We start from the raw sequence: 25756 nt of genomic DNA on the forward strand, positions 1-25756 counted from the left end.
TGGAAGTTTAATTTTAAGTGTTAAACATAAATACTGTCCGTTCGAGCGCAGTCGAGAACTATTAAATTGAAATAATATCAAAAACCTCTCGACTTACGTCGTAAGCGTGATTTTAATAAAATATATTTTATTGAAATCAGTGCTCGAGGAGACATAATTCCCATTTAGCCAAAAATAAATAATACTGTACTTTTACAAGGTGTTTTTAATGTGAAATATGTCTTAAATAAAGGCGTTTACTTCTATATGCGAATTAAAATTACTCTTTTTCTAATCTTCACTTCGTTTTTTGCACTTTCGCAAGAAGAGAAGAGTAATTATCGTACAAAAAAATTGGCTATAAATGATTCAATTAAAATTGATTCTGTAAGTATAAACCCAAGTTTTTTCAAGGTAAAAACCAAAGACGGAAAGCTTATCGACTCTACAAAATATGCGATAGATTTTTCAAAATCTATTTTGAAGTTTAAGTCTAATATCGAAACTGATTCCATCATCATCGATTATCTAAAATATCCTGATTTTATTACAAAAACCTATCGCCAGCTCAATGATAATATCATTGTTCAAAATACAGAAGCTCGGCAAAAATTATATCAGTTTCAGAGCACAAAGCGAAACACTAATTTTACGCCTTTTGATGGGTTGACAACTTCGGGAAGTATTTCTCGAGGTGTTACAATTGGTAACAATCAAAATTCAGTTTTGAACAGCGAACTAGACCTGCAGATTTCAGGAAAATTAAGTGATAAAGTTTCACTTAGAGCGTCTATTCAAGATGCTAATATTCCATTGCAAGAAAGCGGATTTTCCCAACGTTTGGATGAATTTGACCAGATTTTTATCGAAATTTTTAGTAAAGATTGGCGTATCCGAGCAGGTGATATTGATTTGGAAAATAACACCAGTTATTTTAATGGCTTTAGTAAACGAGTGCAGGGTTTGTACGTTAATGCCAATTTGAGTGAAAAGACTACTGTCTTTGCCTCTGGTGCTTTAGTTCGTGGGCAATTTACTACCAGCCAATTTACCGCGCAAGAAGGCAATCAAGGTCCGTATAAATTACGAGGGCAAAATGGCAAATTGTTTGTGCTAGTGGTTTCAGGAAGTGAAACAGTTTACGTTAATGGTGTACCACTAGAACGTGGTGAAAATAAAGATTACATTATTGATTATAATGCAGGCGAAATTATTTTTAATTCTACATTTCCGATAACTTCCGAAATGCGAATCACGGTCGATTATCAGTTTAGCGATAGAAATTATTCGCGATTTACCGTTTATGGTGGAAGTCAATATGAAAGTGATAAGCTAAAGTTAAATTTATCCGTGTACTCTGAAAGTGATGCTAAAAATCAGCCTTTACAGCAAAACTTATCAGCCGAGCAAGTCCAAATTTTAGCTGATGCTGGCGACGACATGAGTTTAATGACTGCGCCATCAGCGGTTGAAGAAGAATTTTCAGAAAACCGAATTCTCTACCGAAGAGATGTGGTTGGTACGGAAGAGATTTTTGTGTTTTCAAATGACCCAAACGACCAATTGTTTAGTGTGCGTTTTACTTTGGTTGGCAATAATCAAGGTGATTATGTATTAAGCAATAGTAGTACTATAGCAAATATTTACGAGTATGTCGCGCCAGTTGCTGGCGTTCCGCAAGGAAATTTTGCACCCATTATTCAGTTGGTGGCACCAGAACGTTTGCAAATTGCAACGCTTAACGGCACTTATACACCAACCGAAAAAACCAATATCTTTTTTGAAGTTGCAGGAAGTAAAAACGACCTCAATTTATTTTCAGGGATTGATGATGTTAATAACGATGGCTTTGCAGGCAAATTAAAATTGCAGCAAAACATCATAAAAAAAGATAGTGTTTGGAACGTTTCTGCTTTGGCAGATGTGGATTATCTGCAAGATAATTTTAGAACGGTGCAACGTTTGTACAGACCAGAGTTTTCAAGAGATTGGAATATAGAAAATACCCAAACCAATCGTCGTAATGTTAATCTCGGAAACCAGTTTTTATTCAATTCTGGCGTGCAATTATTTCATTACAAAAAAGGACGCGCAGCTTATAATTTTGAGCATTTAAATTATTCTGAAAATTTTAATGGAAACCGACATAATCTACTTGCGGATTTCAGATTAGGAAACTTCACTATTTTTTCAAAATCAAGCGGATTGTCGAGTAATTCCACGGTAAACGAATCAAAATTTATTAGAAGTTTTAATCGTGCTGTTTACGGAAAAAATAACAAATGGGCAGGCGCAAAAATCGCTTTAGAAGATAATGAACAAACCGAAAAAGCTTCTGGATTACTCACACCATTGAGTCAAAAGTTTACGTCTTACGAAGCCTTTGCTGGTATTGGTGACAGTACAAAAGTGTTTGTGGAGTTGGGTTACATCAACCGTGTCAATGATAGTTTGCGAGATAATCAAGTGCAACGTGTCAATACATCGAATACTTATTATATAAAGTCACGATTAATTCAGAATAAAACGACCAATCTGCAATTGTTTGTCAATTATAGAAACCTGAAAGCGACTGATGCTTCAACTCAAGATGAGCAATCTTTAAATAGTAGATTAAATTATAGTCAGCGGTTTTTTAAAAACATATTATTGCTCAATACAAGTTACGAGACTAATTCTGGTACCTTGCCACAACAAGACTTCACCTTTGTTGAGGTTGAAGCTGGTCAAGGAAATTTCACCTGGATAGATTATAACGAAAACGGTATTCAAGAATTAGGCGAGTTTGAATCGGCACAATTTGCCGACCAAGGAAATTATATTCGTGTCTTGTTACCAAATCAGGTGTTTGTGCAAACACATCAAAACCGATTTAGCCAGACGGTAACATTTAATCCGCAATCGTGGAACTCTTCAGACAAAAAAACGAAGAAATTCTGGTCGCATTTTTACAATCAAACTTCATTTTTAGTTGATAATAAAGTACGCCGAAGCGGCAATGATTTTAACCTCAATCCGTTTAAAGCGTTGAGTGATGAAAATGATGACGACCCAAACCGATTAGGTCTTAATTTTAGTTTACGTAATGTCTTGTTTTTTAATCGCGGTAAGCAACGTTACACAACATCTTACACGTTTTTAACCAATAAAAGTCAGACGCTTTTATCTATTGGTGAGCAACAGAGTTTGTTGCGTAGTCATCAAATCAATTTCAACCATAAATTCGCTAAAAGTTGGTTGCTAAATTTTGATGGTAGTTTAAGTAATTCTGAAAGTTTGAATGAGAGTTTCGCCACGAGAAATTTCAATATAGATGAAACTCAATTTCAGCCCAAACTATCTTACATATTTAATGAAAATGCACAGTTTGACGTTTTTTACCAATTCACCAATAAGCTAAATACTATTGGTAATTCCGAAGAGTTGAGCCAGAATAATTACGGTTTTTCATTTACCTATAACAATGCGCAAAAAGTGGCTCTGACTGGTGAGTTCAATTATTTTCAGAATGATTATAATGGCAGTGCAAATACGCCAGTGGCGTTTCAAATTTTAGAAGGTTTACAACCAGGAAAGAACTTTACATGGAGTTTGATTGCACAGAAAAAACTGACGAAGTTTTTAGATTTAAACCTTAATTATTTTGGTAGAAAAACAGAAAGCTCAAAAACCATTCATACTGGAACTGTTCAGTTGAAGGCTTATTTTTAAAAAATTATATAGGATTTTTAAGAATTTATACATCTTTGTAGCCTTATGTTAATTAATTAAAAAATGAAAAAAATAGTATTTGTTCTCTCGTTGAATTTTATTTTTTTTCAGTCTTTTTCTCAATCGATAAGCGTTGAAAAGTCAGTTTTTGCCGTACAAACAGGGTTTTTAGGAATTTGGGTTCACAACGAATCAAGATTGTCTGACGATTTTGCCTTAAGAACTGAACTAGGTTTGGATGCAGGTATTTTAAGCGATGGGCCTAATGATTTTGGTTTTGCCTTTGTAGCTGCAATTACTCTTGAGCCTCGATGGTATTACAATCTCAAAAGGCGAGTTTCTAAGAATAAGCGTATAGATAAAAATACAGGAAACTTTGCCTCTATAAAAACAACATATCATCCAGATTGGTTTGTTATTCACGATGATAATAACATTAATTTTGTTGGTGATTTATCAATAATCCCAACCTATGGGATTCGAAGACATATTGGAAAACATTTCAACTACGAAGCTGGTTTTGGTATCGGATATGTGCGATATTTTAAAAAAGACAAGGTTATTTTGTTTGATGAAAGCGATGTGGCTGTAAATTTACATCTTCGTATCGGATACACTTTTTAATATAGAAAAACGCCCAAACTAAATCTTTGGGCGTTTTGTATATATAATTTCAATTTACATCTTTTTCAACCAAGAAGCTACATCGACTTCTTTTTTAATAATAGATTTTAAATCTTCAATCTTAACACGTTGTTGCTCCATTGTGTCTCTATGACGGATAGTCACAGTGTTATCTTCAAGGCTTTCGCCATCAACAGTGATACAAAACGGCGTACCGTTAGCATCTTGTCTGCGGTAACGACGACCAACAGCATCTTTTTCGTCGTAAACCACGTTAAAATCCCATTTTAAATCATCGATGATGTCTTTAGAGAGTTTTACCAAACCTTCATCCTTTTTTACTAAAGGCAAAATAGCTGCTTTTGTTGGTGCTAAAACTGCTGGCAACTTAAGTACGGTTCTTGTTGAGCCGTCTTCTAAAACCTCGTCTTGTAAAGCATTAGAGAATACAGCCAAGAACATACGGTCGAGACCAATCGACGTTTCCAAAACATAAGGCGTATAACTTTCGTTATCTTCATGGTCAAAGTACTGTAGTTTTTTACCTGAAAATTCCTCGTGTTGTTTTAAATCGAAATCTGTACGCGAGTGGATACCTTCTAATTCTTTAAAACCAAAAGGAAAGTTGAACTCAATATCTGTTGCTGCATCAGCATAATGAGCAAGCTTTTCGTGGTCGTGGAAACGGTAGTTTTCTTCGCCTAATCCGAGTGACGTATGCCATTTCATGCGGTGTTCTTTCCAGTACTCAAACCAATCGGCTTGTGTACCAGGTTTAATAAAAAACTGCATTTCCATTTGTTCAAACTCACGCATTCTAAAAATAAATTGGCGCGCCACAATCTCGTTTCTAAAGGCTTTTCCTGTTTGTGCAATACCAAACGGAATCTTCATGCGTCCTGTTTTTTGCACATTCAAAAAATTAACAAAAATACCTTGTGCTGTTTCTGGTCTTAAATACAAATCCATAGCAGAATCTGCAGACGCACCGAGTTTAGTGCCAAACATAAGGTTGAATTGCTTTACGTCTGTCCAATTTCGGCTTCCAGAAATTGGGCATGCAATTTCTAATTCTTCAATTAACGCTTTGACGTCAGCTAAATCTTCAGCTTGCAGTGATTTCCCCATTCGGGTTAAAATGCTATCAATTTTTTCTTTATAACCAAGGACTCGAGCATTTGTTGAAACAAATTCCTGTTCATTAAATGCATCGCCAAAACGTTTAGCTGCTTTTTTAATTTCTTTATCAATTTTAGCCTCAATTTTAGCGCAGTAATCTTCGATTAAAACATCAGCACGGTATCGCTTCTTGGAGTCTTTATTGTCTATTAAAGGGTCATTAAATGCATCAACGTGACCAGAAGCTTTCCAAACGGTCGGATGCATAAAAATCGCCGAGTCTATACCAACAATATTATCATTCATTTGCACCATGGCTTTCCACCAATAGTCGCGTATATTTTTTTTAAGCTCTACACCGTTTTGCGCGTAATCGTAAACAGCGCTTAAGCCATCGTAAATCTCACTGCTCTGAAATACATAACCGTACTCCTTTGCATGAGATAACACTTTTTTAAATTGTTCTTCGTTATTTGCCATGCTGCAAAAATATAAAACGGCTGGAATTTTGTGTTGGTTTTTAGCAATTAATAGTGTTATGAAAAAATATTAAATTGTAGGATGTTTAATAACCTCATAAATCTCATTTTTCCAAAAATTTGCCACGCTTGTAAATTACCGTTATCAGACAACGAGAAAACTGTGTGTACCATTTGCAGACATGAGTTGCCAATAACAAATTTTCATTTTGAAAATAACGAGGCTGTTAAAAAAGTGCTTTATGGGCGTGCTGAATTAGAAAATGCTACAGCATTACTTCATTTTTCTAAAAAAGGATTGGTACAAGAGTTATTACATAACTTAAAATATCGTGGTCATGAAGACATAGGCGAATTTTTAGGCAACTGGCTTGGTGAAGAACTAAAAACAATAAAAAATTATAAAGAGATTGATGTGGTCGTACCTGTTCCAATTCATAAAAATAAACGTAGAGAACGTGGCTATAATCAAGTTACAAAATTTGGCAAAGCCATTGCAGTTGCCTTAAATGCTGATTATCTTGAAGATGCATTATTAAAATTAGAGCGCACAAAGACGCAAGTTTTTAAAGACCGCATTACACGTTTTGAGGACGCAGAAAAACGTTTTGCAATTGGTAATGTATCAGGATTACAAAATAAGCACATTCTGTTGGTTGACGACATTATTACCACAGGAGCAACAATTGAAAATTGTGTAGCACTTTTAAAAACTATTGAAAGCGCTAAAATTAGTGTGGCGACTATGGCAATTGCAGAATAATTTTTTCGTTATTAAAAAAATTAAGTCGTTAATTTGCCTAAACTTTTTGGGATTCTATGTCAAAATCATTAAAACTTTTTACTTCAGTAATTGCAGCTATGCTATTGGTTTTTGCTTGCGCAAGTCGCGGAAGACCTTCTGGTGGCGAAAAAGACACAACACCGCCCGAAATTGTATCAGAGAGTCCAGCAAATTTCTCAACTAATTTTAATGCCGAAGAAATACGTATTTACTTTGATGAATATGTAAAAATAAAAGATTTACAAAAGCAGTTGATTATTTCGCCACCCTTGAAATATCAACCAACAATATACCCTCAAGGTTCTGCCAGTAAGTATATTTCAATTAAAATAAAAGATACGCTTCAACCCAATACAACATATGCTTTTAATTTTGGAAATAGTATAGTAGATAATAACGAAGAAAATCCATTTAGATATTATCGATACGTGTTTTCTACTGGTTCAACAATTGACTCACTTTCGGTTCAAGGTGCCGTTTTTGATGCAAAAGCAAGAACAGCAGATCCTTTTATTTCTGTGATGCTTTACGAAGTAGATACGACTTATACAGACTCTACTGTTTATAAGCAAAAACCAAAATTTGTAACCAACACTTTAGATAGTCTTACAACATTTAATATTGAAAATATTAAGGCAGGCAAATACAAATTAATAGCATTAAAAGACAAAAACGGGAATTTTACTTACGAGCCAAAACAAGACAAAATTGGGTTTTACGAAGGTACAATTACGGTACCAACGGACTCATTTTATAATATTACATTGTTTAAAGAAGTGCCCGATTTTAAGGTTTTTAAGCCGGGCCAAGTTGCGGAGCAACGCATTCAGTTTCCTTATGAAGGTAATTTTAATCCGGTTGAAATTGAAGTGCAATCCGATTCTATAAAAAATCTGCAATATAGAATAACTCACGATAAAGAGAAAGACACATTATACTATTGGTACAAGCCATTAGTTGAGGTAGATTCAGCTTCGTTTTTAGTAAAGAATGAAACATTTACAGAAACTTTTAAATACAAATTCAAAGAAGCTGACAAGGACTCACTAATTATCTCTGCAAAAAAACCAAGCTTAGGTTTTAATGATATTGCTACAATTACAGCAACGACACCTTTTGAGAAGATTGATAGCACAAAAATTACAATAATAAATAATGATTCTATCCCAGTAAAATATAGAGTAGAATTTGACAGACTTTACAATAATTACAAATTTAAATTTGAACTTGAAGAATCAGAAAAATATAAAATGCAGGCCTTGCCAAATGCATTTACAGACTTTTACGGTGCTGTAAATGACACACTTAATTTCAATTTTTCAACTCGGAGGAAATCTGAATTTGGAAGCATTCGTGTTAACTTAATTAATGCAAAGTTTCCATTAATAGTTCAACTCGTAGATACGCAAGGTAAAGTACTTTACGAAAGGTATACAGATGAATTTCCTATTGTAGATTTTAATAATATTGATGCTAAACAATACCAGTTGCGCGCTATTTTTGATACTAATAAAAATGGAAAATATGATACTGGTGATTTCTTAAAAAAGATTCAACCCGAACGTGTAAGTTATTATCCAACTCTCGAAGATACAGATGTAAGGGCTAATTTTGAATACGTAATTACATTTACTTTAAACGATTGAAAATTCATCTCTGTCATTTAAAAAATTAAGTTTATTTCGGTAATGTTTTATGTGACTTTTTTCTAAAGTTATGATTTTTACACCCTTTTCATCAGGATTAAAATCAGTCAGTTTTTCACCTAAAACATCATAACATGCAGAGTGACCAAGATAATCATGTCCGCTTTCATCTTTGCCTATTCGGTTAACGCCAATACAGTAACTCATATTTTCAATTGCACGAGCTTTGAGTAAAGCATCCCAAGCATTAATGCGAGGTTTTGGCCAATTTGCTACATACAATAATAGGTCGTAATCTTCTGTATTTCTTGCCCAAACTGGAAAACGCAAATCGTAGCAGATTAATGGGCAAATTTTAAAGCCTTTATAATTAATAATCGTTTTTGAAATTCCTGCTGTGTAAACTTTATGTTCGCCAGCAAGTGTAAATGTGTGGCGTTTATCGTAGCTATCAATTGTTCCGTTAGGATGAATAAAAACCAAACGATTGTAGTAATTATTATTTTCTGAAATGACTAAACTCCCGACAATGGCAACATCTTTTTTCTCCGCTAATTCATTAAGCCAAGTGATGGTTTCACCATCCATAGTTTCAGCAACATTTGAAGCATTCATTGTAAAACCAGAAGTAAACATTTCAGGTAATACAATAAGGTCTACGTGTTCTGAAATCGAATTAATTTGCTTTTGTAATTGCTCTCGATTTATTGTTGGATTTTCCCAAACTAATTCAGTTTGAACTAAAGCAACTTTCAATTTGTCTGTCATTACAATTTTCTTTTAGCTTTAGAGGCTCTTTCTTTTAATTTTTCAATTTTATTTAGCCATTTTTCTTCATCATTTGGTGAGAGTTTTCCTCTACGTTTCAGCTTATCGTATTTTTCTTGAGCTTTTTTAAGTTTTTCGTTAGCGTCTTCTAAATTCTCTTTTAGTTTTTCCTTTTTTTTGAGGGCTTTTTCGGCTTTCTTTTGTTTTTTCTCTGCCTTTTTTTGAGCCTTTTCTGCTTTTTTCTTTTCTTTTTCTAGCTTCTCTTGTTGCTTCTCAAATTCAATTTTTGTTCGTATTTGTTGCGCTTCATTTAAAATCGATATTCGTAAAGCATCGTCGAGAGTATCTGTAATATCTTCTTTATCTAGATAGATTTTATCTTGTTTAACGGTATAGGTTTTATCATTTTTTTCAACTTTTTGCGCAAAGGCAGAAAAAGATAAAAAAAGACAAAAAACTAAAACTATATAATTAATGGTATTCATAAGGTTTGTTTTATTGCTAATTAAATTGAATTTCAGAATTTAAAATTAGTAAATTTAATAGCTCAAAATACGAATTATAATGCCAAATCTTAAGACGTCAATTTCTGTTTTATTTTTTATAATGTGCCTGACTTTACAGGCGCAAGTCAGTTATTTTCCTGAGAGAAATACCGCTTGGGAAACAAAATCTCCAGCCGATGTAAAAATTAACGCAGAAAGGTTATTCGATGCTATAAAATTTGCTGAAGCTAACGAATATTCTGGTTCAAGAGATTTACGTATTGCTATTTTAAAAGGTTTTGCACGAGAACCGTTTCATGAAATTTTGGGTCCAACAAAAAAACGTGGTGGACCAGCAGGACTCATTCTTAAAGATGGTTATCTCATTGCAAAATGGGGAGATACCAAACGTGTAGATATGACCTTTAGCGTTACAAAAAGTTTTTTATCGACAGTAACAGGTTTAGCCGTCGATAAAGGCTTGATTGCTAATGAGACCGATTTTGCCAAAGATTACGTTTGGGACGGAACGTTTAATGGTGAACACAATTCTAAAATCACGTGGCAACACTTATTACAGCAAAATAGCGATTGGTCTGGTGAAATTTGGGGCGGAAAAGATTGGGCAGACCGACCACCAAGAGAAGGCGATTTAGACGATTGGAAAAACCGAGAGTATAAAGAACCAGGAACGCACATGGAGTACAATGATGTGCGTGTCAATGTTTTGGCATATTCGGCATTACAAGTTTGGCGTAAACCGTTGCCTAAAGTTTTAAAGGATGAGATTATGGATAAAATCGGTGCAACAACAACGTGGCGCTGGTTTGGTTACGATAACGCATGGACAACTATTGACGGGTTACAAATGAAATCGGTTACTGGTGGTGGACATTCTGGAGCAGGCTTGTTTATTTCTGCTGAAGATATGGCACGTTTTGGCTTATTGTTCTTGAATAATGGTAAATGGAAAAATGAACAAGTTATAAGTGAGGATTGGATTAATCGTGCCATTACGCCATCAAAACCAAACGTAAATTACGGTTACATGTGGTGGCTCAACAAAAAAGGGCCTCGTCATTGGAAAAATGTTTCAGAAGATATTTATTACGCTGCAGGTTTCGGCGGAAACTTTATAATTATAGACAAAAAAACCAACATCGTTGTAGTAACGCGTTGGTTAGAGCCTTCTAAAATAGAGGAGTTTATGCAAAAATTAACTAAAGCATTATAGTCTGTTTAAACTGTCAAGTTTACGTTTGTCTTCGTCAGCACGCTTTTTTAATTTCATAATTTCAGCTTCAAGTTCTTTGCGCTTTTCTAACGTTAAACTACCTCCGTTTTCTAATTTGTCTAATTCATTTTCTTTGGCTAAAAGGTTCAATCTCGTTTTTATATAATCTTCTCTAGCTCTACTTATTTCTCTTTCTTTATTTTCAATATTGTCTTTTGTTTTTTCTAATTCTTTCAACTGATCTTTCAATGCATTCATGCGCTTTTCTAATTCTTCAATCCGTTCTGCACGCTCTTTTTCAGCCTCTAAACGATTGTCTAAAACAGATTTAATATTTTGCTTTTGAGAATCTGATAATTGGCTTGTGACTTCAGTATCACCTTGGTAAAATGAATTGCCTTTTACAGAATAGACTTCGCCAGAATTTGTAATAACGTTTTGCTTGCTGCCGCAAGACACCATTATTAAAGCTAAGCTTAAGATTTTAAATATGTTTTTCATTTTCATTGTTCTTTTTCTTCAAAAATAAATTTAAAGTAAAAAACCAATTGCCATAAAGACTTTAAATACTAACTCAATTAGCGTTTATTAAGTTTAAATTGTATTTAAAATATCAGCAGCTTTTAATAAGGTTTCGTCCGTTTTTGCAAAACAGAAACGCAACACTTTATCGTCTTTTTGATTAAGGTTAAAAACTGAAAGTGGAATAGAAGCAATACCAAATTCTGTTGTTAGGCGTTTGGCAAAATCGACATCATTTTCATCTGTAATATCAGAGTAATCTAACACTTGAAAATAGGTACCTTTTGAAGGTGTAAACTTAAATTTTGAATTTTTTATCAAGCTCAAAAACAAATCACGTTTTTGCTGAAAAAATTGATTTAGATTTAAATAGGTATTTTCATCTTGCATGTAATCGGCAATGCCTTTTTGCGATGGATGATGTACAGAAAACACGTTGAATTGATGTACTTTTCTAAATTCTTCCATTAACTTTTCTGGTGCGCAAGTGTAACCAATTTTCCAACCTGTGTTATGAAATGTTTTCCCGAAAGACGCCGTAATAAAACTACGCTCTTTTAAGTCTTGAAATAAACATGCACTTTGGTGTTGCTCGCTGTCAAAGACAATATGCTCGTAAACTTCGTCGCTTAGCACAATTATATTTGTGCCATTGGTTAATTTTTGAAGCTGAAGCATATCATCTTTTGACCAAATCGTTCCGCTTGGATTGTGAGGCGAATTAATCAAAATCATTTTGGTTTTGGCTGATAGTTTTGAAGCCACTTCTTCCCAATTGGGTTTATAATCCGGAGTAGAAAGCTGAATTGGAATAACTTTTCCACCATTAACTTCAACCGCAGGTTCGTAGCAATCGTACGCAGGTTTAAAGATGATAACTTCATCGTTTGGCCTAATAAAGGCTGAGACAATACAATAAATGGCTTGCGTTGCGCCAGCAGTTATGGTGATTTCTTTTTCAGGATGATAGGTGCTGTTGTACAGTTTTTGGTATTTGTTAGCAATAGCGAGACGCAAATCTAAATTTCCAGCCATTGGCGCATATTGGTTGTAGCCATTATTCAAAGCATTGTTAACCAAATCGATAAGTTTTTGGTCACTCGGATAATTTGGAAAGCCTTGTGACAAATTTAATGCGTTATGCTGATTTGCCAAGGCGCTCATCACCGTAAAAATTGTTGTGCCGACGTTTGGGAGTTTGGAGTTGTGTTGCATAACATTTATTTATTCATATCCTTTATAATATTTAAATGATGTTTGGTGTGTATTTCTAAAAATCGAGTAACGCGTTTTTTATTAATATGTCCAAACATTGGATGTTTAAAGTAAGCGTTTGCAGGTAGAGTATTAATTGATTCTATATTTTTTTTGGCGTCTGCAATTTGTTTGATAAGCGCTTCTTTTTCTATGATTTCTGGTGGTCTTACATGTTTTGGCGCTTTGGCTTTACCGCGTGGAAATCTGCCGAGAGTGAGCAGAAACTTCCCGATAAAGGTCATGTTTTTTTCAAACGTATTTGGGTCAGACGATTGCATAGCTAAACACACATTATTTATCACTTTTAGACTGTGATCTATTTGCCACCCGATGGTCGCTTTTGAGATTTTAGTATTGGTAAATTTGTGTTGCGGAATGTAGGATTCTAACCTGTTTATGTAGGTTGCAAGTTTATTATTTGACGCCATAAGGTTATTTTTTGGAAAGGTAGATAATTTTTTGGTTTTGCGAGATGTTGTTTATTCAAGTTCGAGCGATAGTCGAGAACGCTTTCATGTTCAGAAGTTAAATTATATCTCGACTGTCGCTTGATATTGAAATTGCGCTTGCTTAATGAAAGTATATTGAAAAAGCCCTGCGTTAAAGATTACTCATACATTTTATTTGGAAAGAAATCGTGAATGCTTAGCAGTTGCAGCGTCATCCTTTTTTTGCTGCCATATATGGCAAAAAAAGATATAGCGGAAAGCTTGGTTGCACGTAGCTTTTGCGAAGTGGTAAACGCCCAAACTTCGACTACGCTCAGTGCAAGAAAAAATCCCAAACATTTCTGCTTGGGATTTCGTATGATGAGATGCTAAATCAAGTTCAGCATGACAAATTGATAGTTTTAGTATCTGTAGTGTTCTGGTTTGTAAGGACCTTCTACAGTTACACCAATATATTCGGCTTGGTAATCTGCTAATTCAGTAAGTTCTACACCAATTTTTTCAAGGTGAAGTTTAGCTACTTTTTCATCTAAATGCTTTGGTAGCATATATACGTTGTTTTCGTATTTGTCGCTATTATTCCAAAGTTCTATTTGTGCTAAAGTTTGGTTGGTAAATGAGTTACTCATTACAAAACTTGGATGACCAGTGGCGCAACCAAGGTTTACCAAACGACCTTCGGCAAGGACGATGATATCTTTACCGTCAACCGAATATTTATCAACTTGTGGTTTGATGGTATCTTTTGTATCACCGTAATTTTCATTTAACCAAGCCATTTGTATTTCGTTATCAAAGTGACCAATGTTACAAACAATCGTCTTGTCTTTCATAGCCTTGAAATGCTCAGCACGTACGATGTCTTTGTTTCCTGTCGTTGTGATGACGATATCAGAATTCCCAACAACTGTTTCTAATTTTTTAACTTCAAAACCATCCATTGCTGCTTGTAATGCGCAAATTGGGTCAATTTCAGTAACTGTTACAATAGAACCAGCACCTTTAAATGAAGCGGCTGTACCTTTACCAACATCTCCGTAACCACAAACCGTTACGCGCTTACCAGCTAACATAACATCTGTCGCACGACGAATGGCATCTACTGCAGATTCTTTACATCCATATTTATTATCAAACTTTGACTTAGTCACAGAATCGTTAACATTGATTGCAGGCATTGGTAATGTTCCATTTTTTACACGTTCGTATAAACGGTGAACACCTGTTGTTGTTTCTTCGGAAAGACCTTTTATGCCTTCAGCTAAGTGCGGATATTTATCTAAAACCATGTTGGTTAAATCACCACCATCATCTAAAATCATGTTTAATGGCTGACGATCTTCGCCAAAGAATAAGGTTTGCTCAATACACCAATCAAACTCTTCTTCTGTCATATCTTTCCACGCATAAACGGCAGTTCCTGCGGCAGCAATTGCGGCAGCTGCTTGGTCTTGTGTAGAGAAAATATTACAGCTACTCCAAGTAACTTCAGCACCGAGCGCTTGTAACGTTTCAATTAAAACGGCAGTTTGTATAGTCATGTGCAAACAACCTGCAATACGCGCACCTTTTAACGGTTGCTCGTTTTTATACTCTTCGCGTAAGCTCATTAAACCTGGCATTTCTGCTTCAGCTAATTCAATCTCTTTTCTTCCCCAAGCCGCTAACGACATGTCTTTTACTTTGTTTGGAACGTAAGCAATAGTCTTTGTACTCATTTGTTTTTTGTCTTTTTTTTATAATTGAAAAACGCTTTTAGAATAAAGAAACTAAAATGTTTACTTTAGCTTTTAAATTTGCAAAATGCGTTTTTAGGCGCTGCAAAGATAATACATAACATTAACATTCCTAAATGCCGCTGTATAAATCCATTAGCGTTAACTCACAAACTACTGTTAAAATCTGGAAGATTGAAGAATCTTATGAAGATTTAATGCAACCATTAAATCTAAAGACCGTAAGTTTAGAGCGTGTATTGGGCATGAAAAGCGAGTTGCACCAACGTGGATTTTTAAGTGTGCGTCATTTACTTCGCGAATTTGGATACACAGATCAAGATTTATTCTATGTCGAAAATGGAAAGCCACACCTTAAGGATGGAAAGCATATATCCATTACGCACAGCTTTACATTTTCGGGAGTTATTGTTAGTGATGCTGAAGTTGGAATTGATATTGAAAAACAGCGCGAAAAGATTGCCATCATCGCTAAGAAATTTGTGGATTATGAGTTTAATTATCTAAAACCCGAAGCCGAAGATTATGTCCGAAAATTGACTGTAATTTGGGGAATAAAAGAATCATTGTACAAACTTTTTGCAACGCCAGGCATGTTATTTAGAGAACATTTTTTGGTGATACCTTTTACGTTTGAAGATGATGAAACGGTGTGTTGGATTGATTATGATGGAAGAAAATACAGATACAATTCACGTTATTTGGAGTTTGAAGGATTTACTTGCGCATATGTTTTAGGCTAATGGATACTATTTACAATAACATTAAATCAGCCATTAAAGAGAATAAAAAGCTATTAGCTGTTTTAATTGACCCAGATAAAGTAAAGGTTGAAAATTTGGGTAAATTCACTCAAAAAATCAATCAATCCATAGCGACTCATATTTTTGTTGGTGGAAGCACGGTTGAAGAAAATGAAACAGAAAACGTTGTTGTTGAGCTAAAGAAGCATACTAAACTACCAATAATTTTGTTTCCTGGTGACGTTATACAAATTACAGATAAAGCCGATGGTATTTTATTTTTATCGCTAATATCAGGTCGGAATCCAGATTATTTAATTGTAAAGCATGTTGAAGCTGTGCCGAAGTTATTCAAGTCTGGATTAGAAGTCATCCCAACAGGTTATATTTTAATAGAAAATGGAAAAGAAACTTCTGTTGAATGTGTCAGCAAAACAAAACCAATAGCAAATGATAACATTGAAACCATAATAAATACCGCTAAAGCAGGCGAATATTTGGGGCAAAAGCTCATATATCTTGAAGCAGGAAGCGGAGCTACACATCCAGTGAACGGTAATATTATTTCTGAAGTAAAAAAACGATTAGGAGTACCTTTAATTGTTGGTGGTGGCATTAGAACCAAAGAAGCCTTAGATTTGGCATATAATTCTGGAGCAGATTTGGTAGTTATAGGAACAGCTTTTGAGGAAGATGAACGTTTCTTCGAGGACATAAAATCCCCATTGTCTGCTAAGGCAGACATTTAGCTCCGCTGAATCCGAAGGATTTCCCCAAAGGGGAAAATAGAGCAACTTTAAAAGGATAGTAATAACATAACAGTTTCTCTCCTTTGGAGAGATTAAGAGAGAAATGAAAATATCAATAGAACTTACATTTACACCTCTAAAAGACGATTACGAACCGCACATAATTGCGTTTATAAAAGCTTTACGAAATTCAGAATTTACAGTTTTAGAAAACCCGCTGAGTACTCAGATTTATGGAGATTATAATAAAGTGATGCCTTTTCTTCAAACTGAAATTGAAAAAGCATTTACAGACGTGGATATTGCCGTTTTGCAAATGAAATTGGTAAAAACCGATAGAAGTGATTATGAGCCAGATTTTTGATTTCTTTTTCGGGCAGTATTCTGAATATTCAACAACTGATATCATTTTAGAAATCACTGCTGTAATTTTTGGATTTCTCTCAGTTTGGTTTTCAAAACAAAACAAAATTTGGGTATTTCCTACGGGAATGATAAGCACACTCATTTTTGTTTATTTATTACTGAAATGGGAACTTTTGGGCGATATGATGATAAACGCTTACTACTTTATCATGAGCATTTACGGCTGGTATATTTGGACGCGAAAAGTTGATGATGCTCACGTTACACCAATTTCAATAACTACAGTTAACGAAAAGAAATTAAGTGCTATAATTTTTATAGCGACTTTAATTTTTGTCTTTTTAGTCTATAAAACATTTGATAAATGGAACGGTTGGGTTGCTTATATAGACACCATAACAACTGCAATTTTCTTTGTTGGCATGTGGCTTATGGCACGACGTAAAATAGAAAATTGGATTTTTTGGATAATAGGAGATATCATTTCTGTTCCTTTGTATTTTTATAAAGGATTTACATTTACGAGCTTTCAATATTTAGGCTTTACAATTATTGCCATTTTTGGCTATCTCGCATGGAACAAGAACTTAGACAGCAAAAAAGCGATTGCATAAAAATTGTATTATTCGGTCCAGAATCTACAGGGAAGACAACACTTTCTAGACAGCTTGCCGAACATTACAAGACACTTTGGGTACCTGAATTTGCAAGAGATTATCTTCAAGAAAAATGGGATAAAGAACAAAAAATCTGCGAACCAGAAGATTTAATACCGATTGCAATCGGTCAAATGAAATTGGAAAATCAACTTACCAAAAAAGCAAATAAAGTTTTAATTTGCGATACCGATTTGTTGGAAACCAAGGTTTATAGCGAAGCGTATTATCAAGGCAATTGTGACCCAATTTTGGATAAATATGCTGTCCAAAATAAGTACGACTTATATTTTTTAACTTATATTGACACACCTTGGGAAGCAGATGACTTAAGAGATAAACCCAACGAGCGTAAGCGTATGTTTCAAGCTTTTGAAGAAGCATTGAAAGAATACAAAAGACCTTATGTTTTACTCAAAGGCGGAAAGAAAGAACGCTTAGAAAAAGCCATTTTGCATATTGATAAATTATTAAAAAAATAATATTGAAGTTTTCAGATAACGATATAAAACAGATTAAAAATCATAACCTCTCTGTTGCAAAAGTACAGAAGCAAATTCAGCAATTTAAAGACGGTGTCAATTTTTCAGATATTTACGAAGCAGCAACAATAGATAACGGTATTTTAAATCCAACTTATGAGCAAGTTGATGAATTAATTAAGTTTTTCGATTCAAAAAAAGACCAAATCTCTATAGTAAAGTTTGTACCTGCTTCTGGCGCGGCAACTCGGATGTTTAAGTTTCTTTTTGATTTTTTAAAAGAATACAATCCTGTATTACAATCTTTAAATGCTTACATCAACCGTAATAGTTTAAAAGATTTACCATTATTTTTAATCGCTATAGAAAAGTTTCCATTTTACGAGCGCGTTTTGGAACAGATACACAACAATGGTATTGATTACAAAAGTCTAAATCCAAACCAGAAAGCTTACGAGTTTGTAAAAGCAATGCTTGAAGAAGACCAATTAAATTTTGGCAGTTTCCCAAAAGGATTATTTCCGTTTCACAAATATAATAACGATATATCTACAGCATTTGAAGAGCATTTGTTCGAAATGGCATTTTACGGTTCTAAAAAAGAACCATTAAAATTGCATTTTACCATCTCAGAAGTGCATAAAGACAAGTTTACCGAGGAGTTTAAACGTATTGAAGAACGTGTGGAGAAAATTACAGGTTTTGCATATGATATTTCCTTTTCGTACCAACATCAATCAACTGATACAATAGCATTGACCACCAAAAACGAACCCTTTAGAAACGAAGATGGCAGTCTATATTTTAGGCCTTCAGGTCATGGTGCTTTGTTAAAAAATTTAAACGACATTAATGCCGATTTAATATTTATTAGCAACATAGATAATGTTGTTGTAAAACATTATAAAGCTGAAGTTGCCAAATATAAAAAGGTATTGGCTGCGATTTTGCTTCAAATCAAGGCGCAAGTTTTTCAGTACATTAAATTATTGAAAAACGAAGACGTTTCAGAAATAGAACTTAATGAGATTGCTGCATTCATTTCAAATAAGCTTAATTATTCTATTTCAGAAGAATTCGAAAAATATTCTCATAAATATAAAGTTGAATATCTTATCGAAGCTTTAAATAGACCAGTTCGAGTTTGCGGAATGGTAAAAAATGAAGGCGAACCTGGAGGTGGACCTTTTTGGGTAAAAGATGAATCTGGACGATTGTCTTTACAAATCGTAGAATCTGCTCAGGTCAACAAAAAAGATAAAGAGCAAAAACGTATCATGGCAAATGCAACACATTTTAATCCTGTTGATATCGTATGCTCTACAAAAGATTTTGAAGGAAACACGTTTGATTTGCAACAATTTGTCAACGAAAAAGCAGGTTTTATTACTATGAAAACTAAGGTTGGTAAAGATATAAAAGCTTTGGAATTACCTGGACTTTGGAATGGTAGTATGGCGTATTGGAACACCATTTTTGTTGAAGTTCCTATTTTAACCTTTAACCCAGTAAAAACGGTAAACGATTTGCTAAAACCATCACACCAATTAAGCTAAGATGGAGTTTTCAGAATTACTCAAAGAAGTTAATTACAAAGCTGTTCGAAGCTCTGGAAGTGGCGGACAAAACGTTAATAAAGTGGCTACAAAAGTAGAGCTGTACTTTAATTTAAAAGATACGTCACACTTTACGGAAGAAGAAAAACTCAGACTTCAAGATTACTTCAATAACAGATTAACTAAAGATGGTATCTTAATTTTAAGTTGTGGCGAAACCCGAAGCCAGCTTAAAAATAAAACTATCGTTACCAAACGTTTTACCGAACTTATTACCGAAGGTTTAAAGGAAGAAAAAGATAGATTGCCAACTAAAATCCCGAAAGCCGCTAAGCGTAAAAGACTTCAAAACAAACGAAAAACTTCAGAAAAAAAGGCTAACCGAAAGCCACCAAAGATTGATTAAAAAAATCTCAAAATCTTACTCCTAAAATCGTAAATCCATATTATATTTGCAGCGTTCTCAAAAAAGGGGTGCCAGAAAGTGGCTGAGATCATACCCATTGAACCTGCGCAGGTAATGCTGCGAAGGAAGCGAGCGTTAAAAAAATGTCTAGTAGGTATTTTTAGCGAGTGCAATTAGATTATCAATGTTGGTTTCACTTCTGAATATTTTGATAGAAAATTTTCTATCACACCATTCAAAATGAAATCAATTTTTTAGTTTAAGACCACTAGTTAAACGTTCAAAATTTAATTATTAATAAAGAATAATTACCTCTTTTTATTCGATTATAAAACGCTATAGTCGTATGAAATCTAGTATTCTTAAACTTAAATCTTTTAACCATCTATTATGGCCTAGATTCAGTTTCGTCTTTCAAAATAATATAAGCGAAACTAAATTTTTATTCAAAAACCTGTCTCAACTTAACCGACAAAAACTTACAGTAGTTCTTATTTTGTTCAGCTTATGTGCTGCTTTTGGGCAAGAAAATAAACAAGAAAAAACTAAGGATTCAACTAAAACCGAAAAATTAGATGAGGTTTTAGTAAAAGCCGTCCGTGTAGACGCAAAATCGCCAATTACACATTCAAATGTGGACAAAAAAGAATTGGCAAAACGTAATTTAGGACAGGATATTCCTGTGTTACTTAACTTTTTACCATCTGTGGTAACCACAACAGATGCTGGTGCAGGTATTGGTTATACTGGTATTAGAGTTCGTGGAGTAAGTAGCCAATCAACTAACGTAACTATTAATGGTATTCCGTATAACGACGCAGAATCTTTAGGTACGTTTTGGGTAAACTTAGGAGATTTTTCGTCATCAGTTGAAAGTTTGCAATTGCAACGTGGTGTAGGCACATCTACTAATGGTTCTGGTGCTTTTGGAGCGAGTATCAATGTGTTGACAGATGCAGTATCAAAAGAAGCTAATGGGCAAATTGCTAATTCTTTTGGGAGTTTTGGTACTAGAAAGCATACCGTAAAGTTCAGTACAGGTTTATTAAATGAGCATTTTGAAATTGCTGGCCGTTTATCAAACATTCAGTCAGATGGTTTTATTGACAGAGCATCTTCAAACTTAAAATCGTATTTTCTTCAAGGTTCTTATATAGATGATAATACGTTAATAAAAGCGATTACTTTTGCTGGTAATGAGGTGACATATCAATCATGGTACGGATTTGAAGCAGCTACAGTTGGCGCTATTGGTTTTAATCCAAATATTGATGAAAATCGTCAATTCAACATTGCTGGTATTAAATTTGACGACCAAGGTAATTTTGAGGGTTATCACAACAATCAAGTTGATGATTACAGTCAAGACCATTACCAACTCCACTGGAATCAACGTTACAACAGTCAATGGTCAACAAACGTGGCTTTAAACTATACTTATGGTCGCGGTTTTTTTGAAGAATATATTGACGACTATTTGTACTCAAATATTTACTTTTCAGGAGATGCTTCGTTTGATTTTTTAGGCTTAACTCCAATTACTGTTAACGGTGATACCATTGACTCTATGGATTATATACGTAGACGTTGGTTAGATAACGATTTTTACGTATTAAATGCTAGCGCAAATTATAAAGCAGATAATTTAAATGCATTTTTTGGAGCATCTTATAGCTATTACGCAGGCGACCATTTTGGTGAAGTTATTTGGGCAGAATATGCTAATCAAATAGATTTTGAAGAACGTTATTATGAAGGCAATTCAGAAAAAACAGACTTTAATGTTTTTACTAAGGCAAATTATAGGTTAAATGATAAAGTAAGTTTATATGGTGATTTGCAGGTGAGAAGTGTAAATTATGAGACAGAAGGATTAAATTCAGATTTAGACCTCTTTGAAGTTGATAAAAACTTTACGTTTTTTAATCCAAAAGCTGGCATCACTTACGATTTGAACGACAAAAACAGCTTCTATTTCTCATATGCTAGGGCAAATAGAGAACCGAATCGTTCAGATTTTGAAAATGATAATAATGTAAAACCAGAGCAATTAAACGATTTTGAGTTAGGGTGGAGACATACGTCAAACAAACTACGTTTCAATGCTAATATGTACTACATGTTATACAATGAGCAATTGGTTTTATCTGGTCAGTTAGATAATTCTGGCTTTCCAATTAGAACAAATAGCGGTGAGAGTTACCGTTTAGGTTTAGAATTAGAAGCGGTAATTCCAGTAACTTCAAAATTTACAATTCAACCAAACGCAACATTCAGCTCCAATAAAAATAAAGAAACTATTGTGTCTAGAGATGGTGCTATTGTTAATTTAGGGTCAACTGATATTTCATTTTCACCAGAATTGGTTGCAGCTAATGCTTTAGTTTTTCAACCAAATGAAAATTTACAGATGTCTTTATTAACCAAATATGTTGGAGAACAGTTTTTAAGTAATACTGAATCGGAATTTTCGAGATTAGATAGTTACCTAACTAATGATTTTAACATCAATTATACCATTAAAACCAAATCAGTTTTCGATTCGATTGTATTAACAGGTTTAGTAAATAATATTTTCAACGAAAAATATGTATCTAACGGTTATTACTATACGTTTGATGATGACTTCTCAAATCCAGGAACAGTAACAACTGTAGAAGGTGCAGGATTTTATCCTCAAGCAGGTACAAACTTTTTATTAGGAGTAACGCTTAATTTTTAATTGGTTACTAAAAACTGATTATTACCAACAGCATCAACCCTGTATGCTCTCAGCGTGCAGGGTTGTTGGTTTTCTCCCAAACTTTGTCCCGTTAGAAGATTATATACATTAGCATCATCGCAACCACAAACAGCGTTTACGCCATCAATGGTAAGTGTAGAACAGCCGCTAACCGGATGATTTGGGTCTGCGCCATCCCAAGCTCTAATTGTACTACTATTAACACGTGTAACTATTATCCCTGCGTTGCCTTGACCATTTATGCGTACCGAATTACCTGTGTTTTGCAGTTGGCTAAATTGTGGTAAATTTAAATTAACGTTAATATTTACGCCGACATCTAATAAAAAGTTACAATTATTTAGATTGTCATTTCTACTGCATCCAATTAGCAGAAATGCACATAGGATAATAATAAAATTTTTCATAGATTTTTCTTTTTCGCAATTTACGTAAATTAACACATCAGATAAATATTTTATATATTTGTATAACTGTCTCGTGTAAGCGAGATTTTTTTATGCTGTCCCGAACTTTCGTACTGAGCGCAGTCGAAGTATGTTTCGGGATATTTTAATATAAAACGTATTATTAAAAGCAATATTTTTTTAAAACGAATTAATTATGAGTAAAGTATCATACTATACGGCCGAAGGATTAAAAAAATTAAGAGAAGAACTTAATTATTTAAAGGATATAGAAAGACCAAAAGCGTCACAAGCGATTGCTGAGGCAAGAGATAAAGGCGATTTGAGTGAAAATGCAGAATACGATGCTGCAAAAGAAGCGCAAGGCATGTTAGAGATGAAAATTTCTAAAATGGAAGAAACTTTAGCAAATGCTCGTGTTATTGATGAATCTCAATTGGATACTTCAAAAGTATTAGCATTATCTATTGTTAAGATTAAAAACCAAACCAACGGTATGGAAATGACATATACTTTGGTAGCAGAAAGTGAAGCCGATTTAGCGTCAGGCAAAATTTCTGTAAACTCTCCAATTGGAAAAGGTTTACTAGGGAAATCTGTTGGAGATACCGCCGAAATTCAGGTACCAAGCGGTATCATGAAATTTGATATTTTAGAAATTTCGAGATAAGATATACTATAATACATTTTAAGATTCCTGCTTGCATTAGCTAAGCAGGATTTTTTATTTTAATATGATAGATGGAGTTCAGTCAAAATCTTTTCATTAAATTTAAATCAAATAACTTATAAATACGTATGGCTACAATATTCACTAAAATCATAAATGGCGAAATTCCGTCTTACAAGGTTGCGGAAACCGAAGACTTTTTTGCGTTTTTAGATATTAATCCCAATAGCAAAGGTCATACGCTTTGTATACCTAAAAAAGAAGTTAATAAAATATTTGATTTAGACGAAGAAACTTATATGGGTTTAATGGCCTTTTCAAGGCGTGTTGCAAAAGCACTTGAAAAATCAGTAGATTGTAAACGCATTGGGATGTCAGTTATTGGTTTAGAAGTGCCACATGTACATGTGCATTTAATTCCGCTTCAAACAATGGAAGATGCACGTTTTACCTCAAAAAAAGAATTACAAAAAGAAGAATTTACCAAACTTGCTGAGACAATTGCTTCAAACTTTATTTAGATATTAATTACACCAGTCATTACCAAAACAATTACCAATATTATTAAAAGGTCAATAGCTATAAATATGTAAGCTAGAGGCTTTAGTTTCCAAGATTTTTTCTTTGGCACTATCGCGCGTTCGTGGTAAGCCACAACACGTTCAATATCATCATTCCAACGAACAGGATATATATCTGTATTACAGTTAAGACAGCGCATTTCGTGTTTTGTTTCGCTAGTAATTACTTTATAAAATAGAGTATCCGATATTTTTTGCTTAAAAGTTAATTGCAATCCGTCATTTCGGTAGCATTCTGGGCAATTATTGTTTAGAGATACCTCTTTGAGCGTAAAATAGTTGTGAGATGACATGGTACCAATTTATGATATTTTTTTTAATGAAACTTGAAATGTGGTGCCTTTACCAATTTCAGATTTAACAACTCTAATTTTGCCTTTATGGTAATCTTCAATAATACGTTTTGCTAAAGATAGTCCTAAACCCCAACCGCGTTTTTTTGTAGTAAATCCAGGCTGAAAAACGGTTTGCCATCGGTTTTTTGGTATACCTTTACCACTATCTTTAATGAGAATTAAGACTTCTTTTTCATTCTCAATAAGACTAAGGTGCAAAGTTCCGCGACCTTTCATTGCATCAATAGCATTTTTTACTAAATTTTCAATCGTCCAGCTAAACAACTGAGGATTGAGATTTACGTTGATTATTTTGTTAGGAATTTCGGTATAAAACTCAATTAATTTTGAACTCCGAGATTGCAAGTAGGCAAACGAGTTCTTTGTTTCTAAAACAATATCTGCAATTTCTAATTCTGGGATAGAACCAATTTTACTAAAGCGTTCTGTAATGGTTTTAAGTCGGTCAACATCTTTTTCCATTTCCATGATGTAATCTGGATTTACATCTTCGGTTTTAAGAATTTCCGTCCAACCTACTAAAGAAGATAATGGCGTGCCAATTTGGTGTGCGGTTTCTTTTGCCATACCTGTCCAAAGTTTGTTCTGCTCTGCGGTTTTAGAACTTTTATAAAAAAAATAGACTACAGCTGAAAAGAGAAATATAATCAGCAACAATGCCAAAGGATAATATTTTAAATTGTTTAGTAACGGCGAATTACCATAGTACAACTTCAAGCCTTGACTTTCAATGACCAGCGGCGGATTTTCATTTTGGAAACGTTGAATCAATTTCAGCTTATTTTTTTTGACAAAATCATCATCAATACTATCATTAAATTGCTGGGCTAAAGAATTTTTTTCAGATAAATGTGGTCTACCATAAATGTTTCGGTGAAGGATAACGCTGTCTTTTAGATTGGTCAATAACATTGGCGTTGTTATCGTTGTGTCATAAACAATGTGTTGTGCTACTTCGTTTATTTCAATGTTTTCATCAAGGTTATTGATGTCAATTGCTTTCGAAAATTCTTCATAAGCAACCGTCCAACTTTTCATTTTGTTTTGTTCTTCGGCATTAAAATGTTGAAAAAAAACATAGGTATTCCATAAAATGAGGGACACGATAACAAAAGAGGAAATAATAATAATCCAGCGGATTACATTTCTGTTTCTAAATAAACGCATTTAGTAAAATTAATAGTTTTAAATATAATGTAAATCTGTCAACTTTATTGCTTTAGTTGGCAACAGTAATATACTTATCTT

At 33.9% G+C, this 25756-nt stretch carries 25 protein-coding genes; 15 read left to right on the forward strand and 10 right to left on the reverse strand.

All coding sequences use genetic code 11. The features are described from left to right. The first annotated feature begins 246 nt into the window (after positions 1-246). A complete protein-coding gene (locus ACFQ1Q_RS06495) occupies positions 247-3690 on the forward strand; it encodes a hypothetical protein (RefSeq protein ID WP_386130185.1) in 3444 nt (1147 codons plus the stop codon). Positions 3691-3753: 63 nt separating this feature from the next. Beyond that, entirely contained in the window at positions 3754-4314 is a 561-nt protein-coding gene (locus ACFQ1Q_RS06500) for a hypothetical protein (RefSeq protein ID WP_386129157.1), read from the forward strand. A gap of 54 nt (positions 4315-4368) precedes the next feature. Here ACFQ1Q_RS06500 and ACFQ1Q_RS06505 read toward each other — a convergent pair whose 3' ends face one another. Further along, complete coding sequence (locus ACFQ1Q_RS06505) at positions 4369-5913, reverse strand: glycine--tRNA ligase (protein WP_386129159.1); 1545 nt, start codon at positions 5911-5913, stop codon at positions 4369-4371. Positions 5914-5994: 81 nt separating this feature from the next. On the opposite strand from ACFQ1Q_RS06505, the gene ACFQ1Q_RS06510 reads away from it, so the two are divergent. Next, positions 5995-6675, forward strand: a complete 681-nt coding sequence (locus ACFQ1Q_RS06510; RefSeq protein ID WP_386129161.1) for a ComF family protein — start codon at positions 5995-5997, stop codon at positions 6673-6675. Positions 6676-6731: 56 nt separating this feature from the next. Beyond that, positions 6732-8342 carry an Ig-like domain-containing protein gene (locus ACFQ1Q_RS06515; protein WP_386129163.1) on the forward strand — a complete coding sequence of 537 codons (1611 nt, stop codon included), beginning with the start codon at positions 6732-6734 and terminating at the stop codon, positions 8340-8342. Here ACFQ1Q_RS06515 and ACFQ1Q_RS06520 read toward each other — a convergent pair. Beyond that, a complete protein-coding gene (locus tag ACFQ1Q_RS06520) occupies positions 8331-9110 on the reverse strand; it encodes an amidohydrolase (protein ID WP_386129165.1) in 780 nt (259 codons plus the stop codon). The two genes, ACFQ1Q_RS06515 and ACFQ1Q_RS06520, sit on opposite strands and share 12 nt — an antisense overlap. Continuing rightward, a complete protein-coding gene (locus ACFQ1Q_RS06525; protein WP_386129167.1) occupies positions 9110-9595 on the reverse strand; it encodes a hypothetical protein in 486 nt (161 codons plus the stop codon). Before ACFQ1Q_RS06525 ends, ACFQ1Q_RS06520 begins: the two co-directional genes overlap by 1 nt. 79 nt (positions 9596-9674) lie before the next feature. Here ACFQ1Q_RS06525 and ACFQ1Q_RS06530 point away from each other — a divergent pair, with 79 nt between their 5' ends. Further along, complete coding sequence (locus tag ACFQ1Q_RS06530) at positions 9675-10829, forward strand: serine hydrolase domain-containing protein (RefSeq protein WP_386129169.1); 1155 nt, start codon at positions 9675-9677, stop codon at positions 10827-10829. On the opposite strand, the gene ACFQ1Q_RS06535 is transcribed toward ACFQ1Q_RS06530, so the two are convergent. From ACFQ1Q_RS06535 to ahcY, 4 genes are all read right to left on the reverse strand, one after another. Beyond that, positions 10824-11330, reverse strand: a complete 507-nt coding sequence (locus ACFQ1Q_RS06535; protein ID WP_386129171.1) for a hypothetical protein — start codon at positions 11328-11330, stop codon at positions 10824-10826. The genes ACFQ1Q_RS06530 and ACFQ1Q_RS06535 overlap by 6 nt on opposite strands. 93 nt (positions 11331-11423) lie before the next feature. Beyond that, positions 11424-12566 carry a methionine aminotransferase gene (locus tag ACFQ1Q_RS06540; protein ID WP_386129173.1) on the reverse strand — a complete coding sequence of 381 codons (1143 nt, stop codon included), beginning with the start codon at positions 12564-12566 and terminating at the stop codon, positions 11424-11426. 5 nt (positions 12567-12571) lie between these two features. Further along, on the reverse strand, positions 12572-13036 hold the full coding sequence (locus ACFQ1Q_RS06545) for a DUF1569 domain-containing protein (protein WP_386129175.1): 465 nt from the start codon (positions 13034-13036) through the stop codon (positions 12572-12574). 422 nt (positions 13037-13458) lie between these two features. Further along, positions 13459-14775 (reverse strand): adenosylhomocysteinase, encoded by a 1317-nt coding sequence (gene ahcY / locus ACFQ1Q_RS06550; RefSeq protein ID WP_386129177.1) that lies wholly within the window; start codon positions 14773-14775, stop codon positions 13459-13461. A 134-nt stretch (positions 14776-14909) separates the two neighbouring features. Here ahcY and ACFQ1Q_RS06555 point away from each other — a divergent pair, with 134 nt between their 5' ends. The 8 genes from ACFQ1Q_RS06555 to ACFQ1Q_RS06590 all read left to right on the forward strand — a co-directional run bounded on the left by ACFQ1Q_RS06555 (position 14910) and on the right by ACFQ1Q_RS06590 (position 22473). Then, positions 14910-15536, forward strand: coding sequence for a 4'-phosphopantetheinyl transferase family protein (locus tag ACFQ1Q_RS06555; protein ID WP_386129179.1), 627 nt, complete (start codon positions 14910-14912; stop codon positions 15534-15536). After that, positions 15536-16285: a geranylgeranylglyceryl/heptaprenylglyceryl phosphate synthase gene (locus tag ACFQ1Q_RS06560; RefSeq protein ID WP_386129181.1), complete on the forward strand. Its 750-nt coding sequence runs from the start codon at positions 15536-15538 to the stop codon at positions 16283-16285. Before ACFQ1Q_RS06555 ends, ACFQ1Q_RS06560 begins: the two co-directional genes overlap by 1 nt. A 103-nt stretch (positions 16286-16388) precedes the next feature. Then, entirely contained in the window at positions 16389-16649 is a 261-nt protein-coding gene (locus ACFQ1Q_RS06565) for a hypothetical protein (protein ID WP_386129183.1), read from the forward strand. Beyond that, on the forward strand, positions 16633-17265 hold the full coding sequence (gene pnuC / locus ACFQ1Q_RS06570) for a nicotinamide riboside transporter PnuC (RefSeq protein WP_386129185.1): 633 nt from the start codon (positions 16633-16635) through the stop codon (positions 17263-17265). The genes ACFQ1Q_RS06565 and pnuC overlap by 17 nt, the downstream gene beginning before the upstream one ends. Beyond that, positions 17226-17789 (forward strand): AAA family ATPase, encoded by a 564-nt coding sequence (locus tag ACFQ1Q_RS06575; RefSeq protein WP_386129187.1) that lies wholly within the window; start codon positions 17226-17228, stop codon positions 17787-17789. Before pnuC ends, ACFQ1Q_RS06575 begins: the two co-directional genes overlap by 40 nt. Positions 17790-17791: 2 nt before the next feature. Next, complete coding sequence (locus ACFQ1Q_RS06580; protein ID WP_386129189.1) at positions 17792-19345, forward strand: DUF4301 family protein; 1554 nt, start codon at positions 17792-17794, stop codon at positions 19343-19345. Position 19346: 1 nt separating this feature from the next. Next, positions 19347-19751 carry an alternative ribosome rescue aminoacyl-tRNA hydrolase ArfB gene (gene arfB, locus ACFQ1Q_RS06585; protein WP_386129191.1) on the forward strand — a complete coding sequence of 135 codons (405 nt, stop codon included), beginning with the start codon at positions 19347-19349 and terminating at the stop codon, positions 19749-19751. Between the two features lie 346 nt (positions 19752-20097). Then, positions 20098-22473: a TonB-dependent receptor gene (locus ACFQ1Q_RS06590; RefSeq protein ID WP_386129193.1), complete on the forward strand. Its 2376-nt coding sequence runs from the start codon at positions 20098-20100 to the stop codon at positions 22471-22473. On the opposite strand, the gene ACFQ1Q_RS06595 is transcribed toward ACFQ1Q_RS06590, so the two are convergent. Further along, positions 22470-22901, reverse strand: a complete 432-nt coding sequence (locus tag ACFQ1Q_RS06595; protein WP_386129195.1) for a hypothetical protein — start codon at positions 22899-22901, stop codon at positions 22470-22472. The genes ACFQ1Q_RS06590 and ACFQ1Q_RS06595 overlap by 4 nt on opposite strands. Before the next feature lie 196 nt (positions 22902-23097). On the opposite strand from ACFQ1Q_RS06595, the gene greA reads away from it, so the two are divergent. Both greA and ACFQ1Q_RS06605 read left to right on the forward strand, forming a co-directional pair. Then, a complete protein-coding gene (gene greA, locus ACFQ1Q_RS06600; RefSeq protein WP_386129197.1) occupies positions 23098-23571 on the forward strand; it encodes a transcription elongation factor GreA in 474 nt (157 codons plus the stop codon). Between the two features lie 128 nt (positions 23572-23699). Continuing rightward, entirely contained in the window at positions 23700-24092 is a 393-nt protein-coding gene (locus ACFQ1Q_RS06605; RefSeq protein WP_386129199.1) for an HIT family protein, read from the forward strand. Here ACFQ1Q_RS06605 and ACFQ1Q_RS06610 read toward each other — a convergent pair. Next, complete coding sequence (locus ACFQ1Q_RS06610) at positions 24089-24445, reverse strand: hypothetical protein (RefSeq protein ID WP_386129201.1); 357 nt, start codon at positions 24443-24445, stop codon at positions 24089-24091. The genes ACFQ1Q_RS06605 and ACFQ1Q_RS06610 overlap by 4 nt on opposite strands. Before the next feature lie 9 nt (positions 24446-24454). Continuing rightward, positions 24455-25675 carry a sensor histidine kinase gene (locus ACFQ1Q_RS06615; protein ID WP_386129203.1) on the reverse strand — a complete coding sequence of 407 codons (1221 nt, stop codon included), beginning with the start codon at positions 25673-25675 and terminating at the stop codon, positions 24455-24457. Positions 25676-25756: the final 81 nt, after the last annotated feature.

This window comes from Winogradskyella litorisediminis, from assembly GCF_042675765.1.
Classification (GTDB): domain Bacteria; phylum Bacteroidota; class Bacteroidia; order Flavobacteriales; family Flavobacteriaceae; genus Winogradskyella; species Winogradskyella litorisediminis.

Excerpts from the sequence above, each read along its gene's own strand:
- ACFQ1Q_RS06590 (WP_386129193.1), top strand. The coding sequence starts at position 20,098 with ATGAAATCTAGTATTCTTAAACTTAAATCTTTTAACCATCTATTATGG.
- ACFQ1Q_RS06575 (WP_386129187.1), top strand. The coding sequence starts at position 17,226 with ATGGAACAAGAACTTAGACAGCAAAAAAGCGATTGCATAAAAATTGTA.
- ACFQ1Q_RS06545 (WP_386129175.1), bottom strand. The coding sequence starts at position 13,036 with ATGGCGTCAAATAATAAACTTGCAACCTACATAAACAGGTTAGAATCC.
- greA (WP_386129197.1), top strand. The coding sequence starts at position 23,098 with ATGAGTAAAGTATCATACTATACGGCCGAAGGATTAAAAAAATTAAGA.
- ahcY (WP_386129177.1), bottom strand. The coding sequence starts at position 14,775 with ATGAGTACAAAGACTATTGCTTACGTTCCAAACAAAGTAAAAGACATG.
- ACFQ1Q_RS06505 (WP_386129159.1), bottom strand. The coding sequence starts at position 5,913 with ATGGCAAATAACGAAGAACAATTTAAAAAAGTGTTATCTCATGCAAAG.
- ACFQ1Q_RS06515 (WP_386129163.1), top strand. The coding sequence starts at position 6,732 with ATGTCAAAATCATTAAAACTTTTTACTTCAGTAATTGCAGCTATGCTA.
- ACFQ1Q_RS06495 (WP_386130185.1), top strand. The coding sequence starts at position 247 with ATGCGAATTAAAATTACTCTTTTTCTAATCTTCACTTCGTTTTTTGCA.
- ACFQ1Q_RS06595 (WP_386129195.1), bottom strand. The coding sequence starts at position 22,901 with ATGAAAAATTTTATTATTATCCTATGTGCATTTCTGCTAATTGGATGC.
- ACFQ1Q_RS06520 (WP_386129165.1), bottom strand. The coding sequence starts at position 9,110 with ATGACAGACAAATTGAAAGTTGCTTTAGTTCAAACTGAATTAGTTTGG.
- pnuC (WP_386129185.1), top strand. The coding sequence starts at position 16,633 with ATGAGCCAGATTTTTGATTTCTTTTTCGGGCAGTATTCTGAATATTCA.
- ACFQ1Q_RS06610 (WP_386129201.1), bottom strand. The coding sequence starts at position 24,445 with ATGTCATCTCACAACTATTTTACGCTCAAAGAGGTATCTCTAAACAAT.
- ACFQ1Q_RS06535 (WP_386129171.1), bottom strand. The coding sequence starts at position 11,330 with ATGAAAAACATATTTAAAATCTTAAGCTTAGCTTTAATAATGGTGTCT.
- ACFQ1Q_RS06525 (WP_386129167.1), bottom strand. The coding sequence starts at position 9,595 with ATGAATACCATTAATTATATAGTTTTAGTTTTTTGTCTTTTTTTATCT.
- ACFQ1Q_RS06510 (WP_386129161.1), top strand. The coding sequence starts at position 5,995 with ATGTTTAATAACCTCATAAATCTCATTTTTCCAAAAATTTGCCACGCT.
- ACFQ1Q_RS06560 (WP_386129181.1), top strand. The coding sequence starts at position 15,536 with ATGGATACTATTTACAATAACATTAAATCAGCCATTAAAGAGAATAAA.
- ACFQ1Q_RS06605 (WP_386129199.1), top strand. The coding sequence starts at position 23,700 with ATGGCTACAATATTCACTAAAATCATAAATGGCGAAATTCCGTCTTAC.
- ACFQ1Q_RS06540 (WP_386129173.1), bottom strand. The coding sequence starts at position 12,566 with ATGCAACACAACTCCAAACTCCCAAACGTCGGCACAACAATTTTTACG.
- ACFQ1Q_RS06565 (WP_386129183.1), top strand. The coding sequence starts at position 16,389 with ATGAAAATATCAATAGAACTTACATTTACACCTCTAAAAGACGATTAC.
- ACFQ1Q_RS06530 (WP_386129169.1), top strand. The coding sequence starts at position 9,675 with ATGCCAAATCTTAAGACGTCAATTTCTGTTTTATTTTTTATAATGTGC.
- arfB (WP_386129191.1), top strand. The coding sequence starts at position 19,347 with ATGGAGTTTTCAGAATTACTCAAAGAAGTTAATTACAAAGCTGTTCGA.
- ACFQ1Q_RS06500 (WP_386129157.1), top strand. The coding sequence starts at position 3,754 with ATGAAAAAAATAGTATTTGTTCTCTCGTTGAATTTTATTTTTTTTCAG.
- ACFQ1Q_RS06555 (WP_386129179.1), top strand. The coding sequence starts at position 14,910 with ATGCCGCTGTATAAATCCATTAGCGTTAACTCACAAACTACTGTTAAA.
- ACFQ1Q_RS06615 (WP_386129203.1), bottom strand. The coding sequence starts at position 25,675 with ATGCGTTTATTTAGAAACAGAAATGTAATCCGCTGGATTATTATTATT.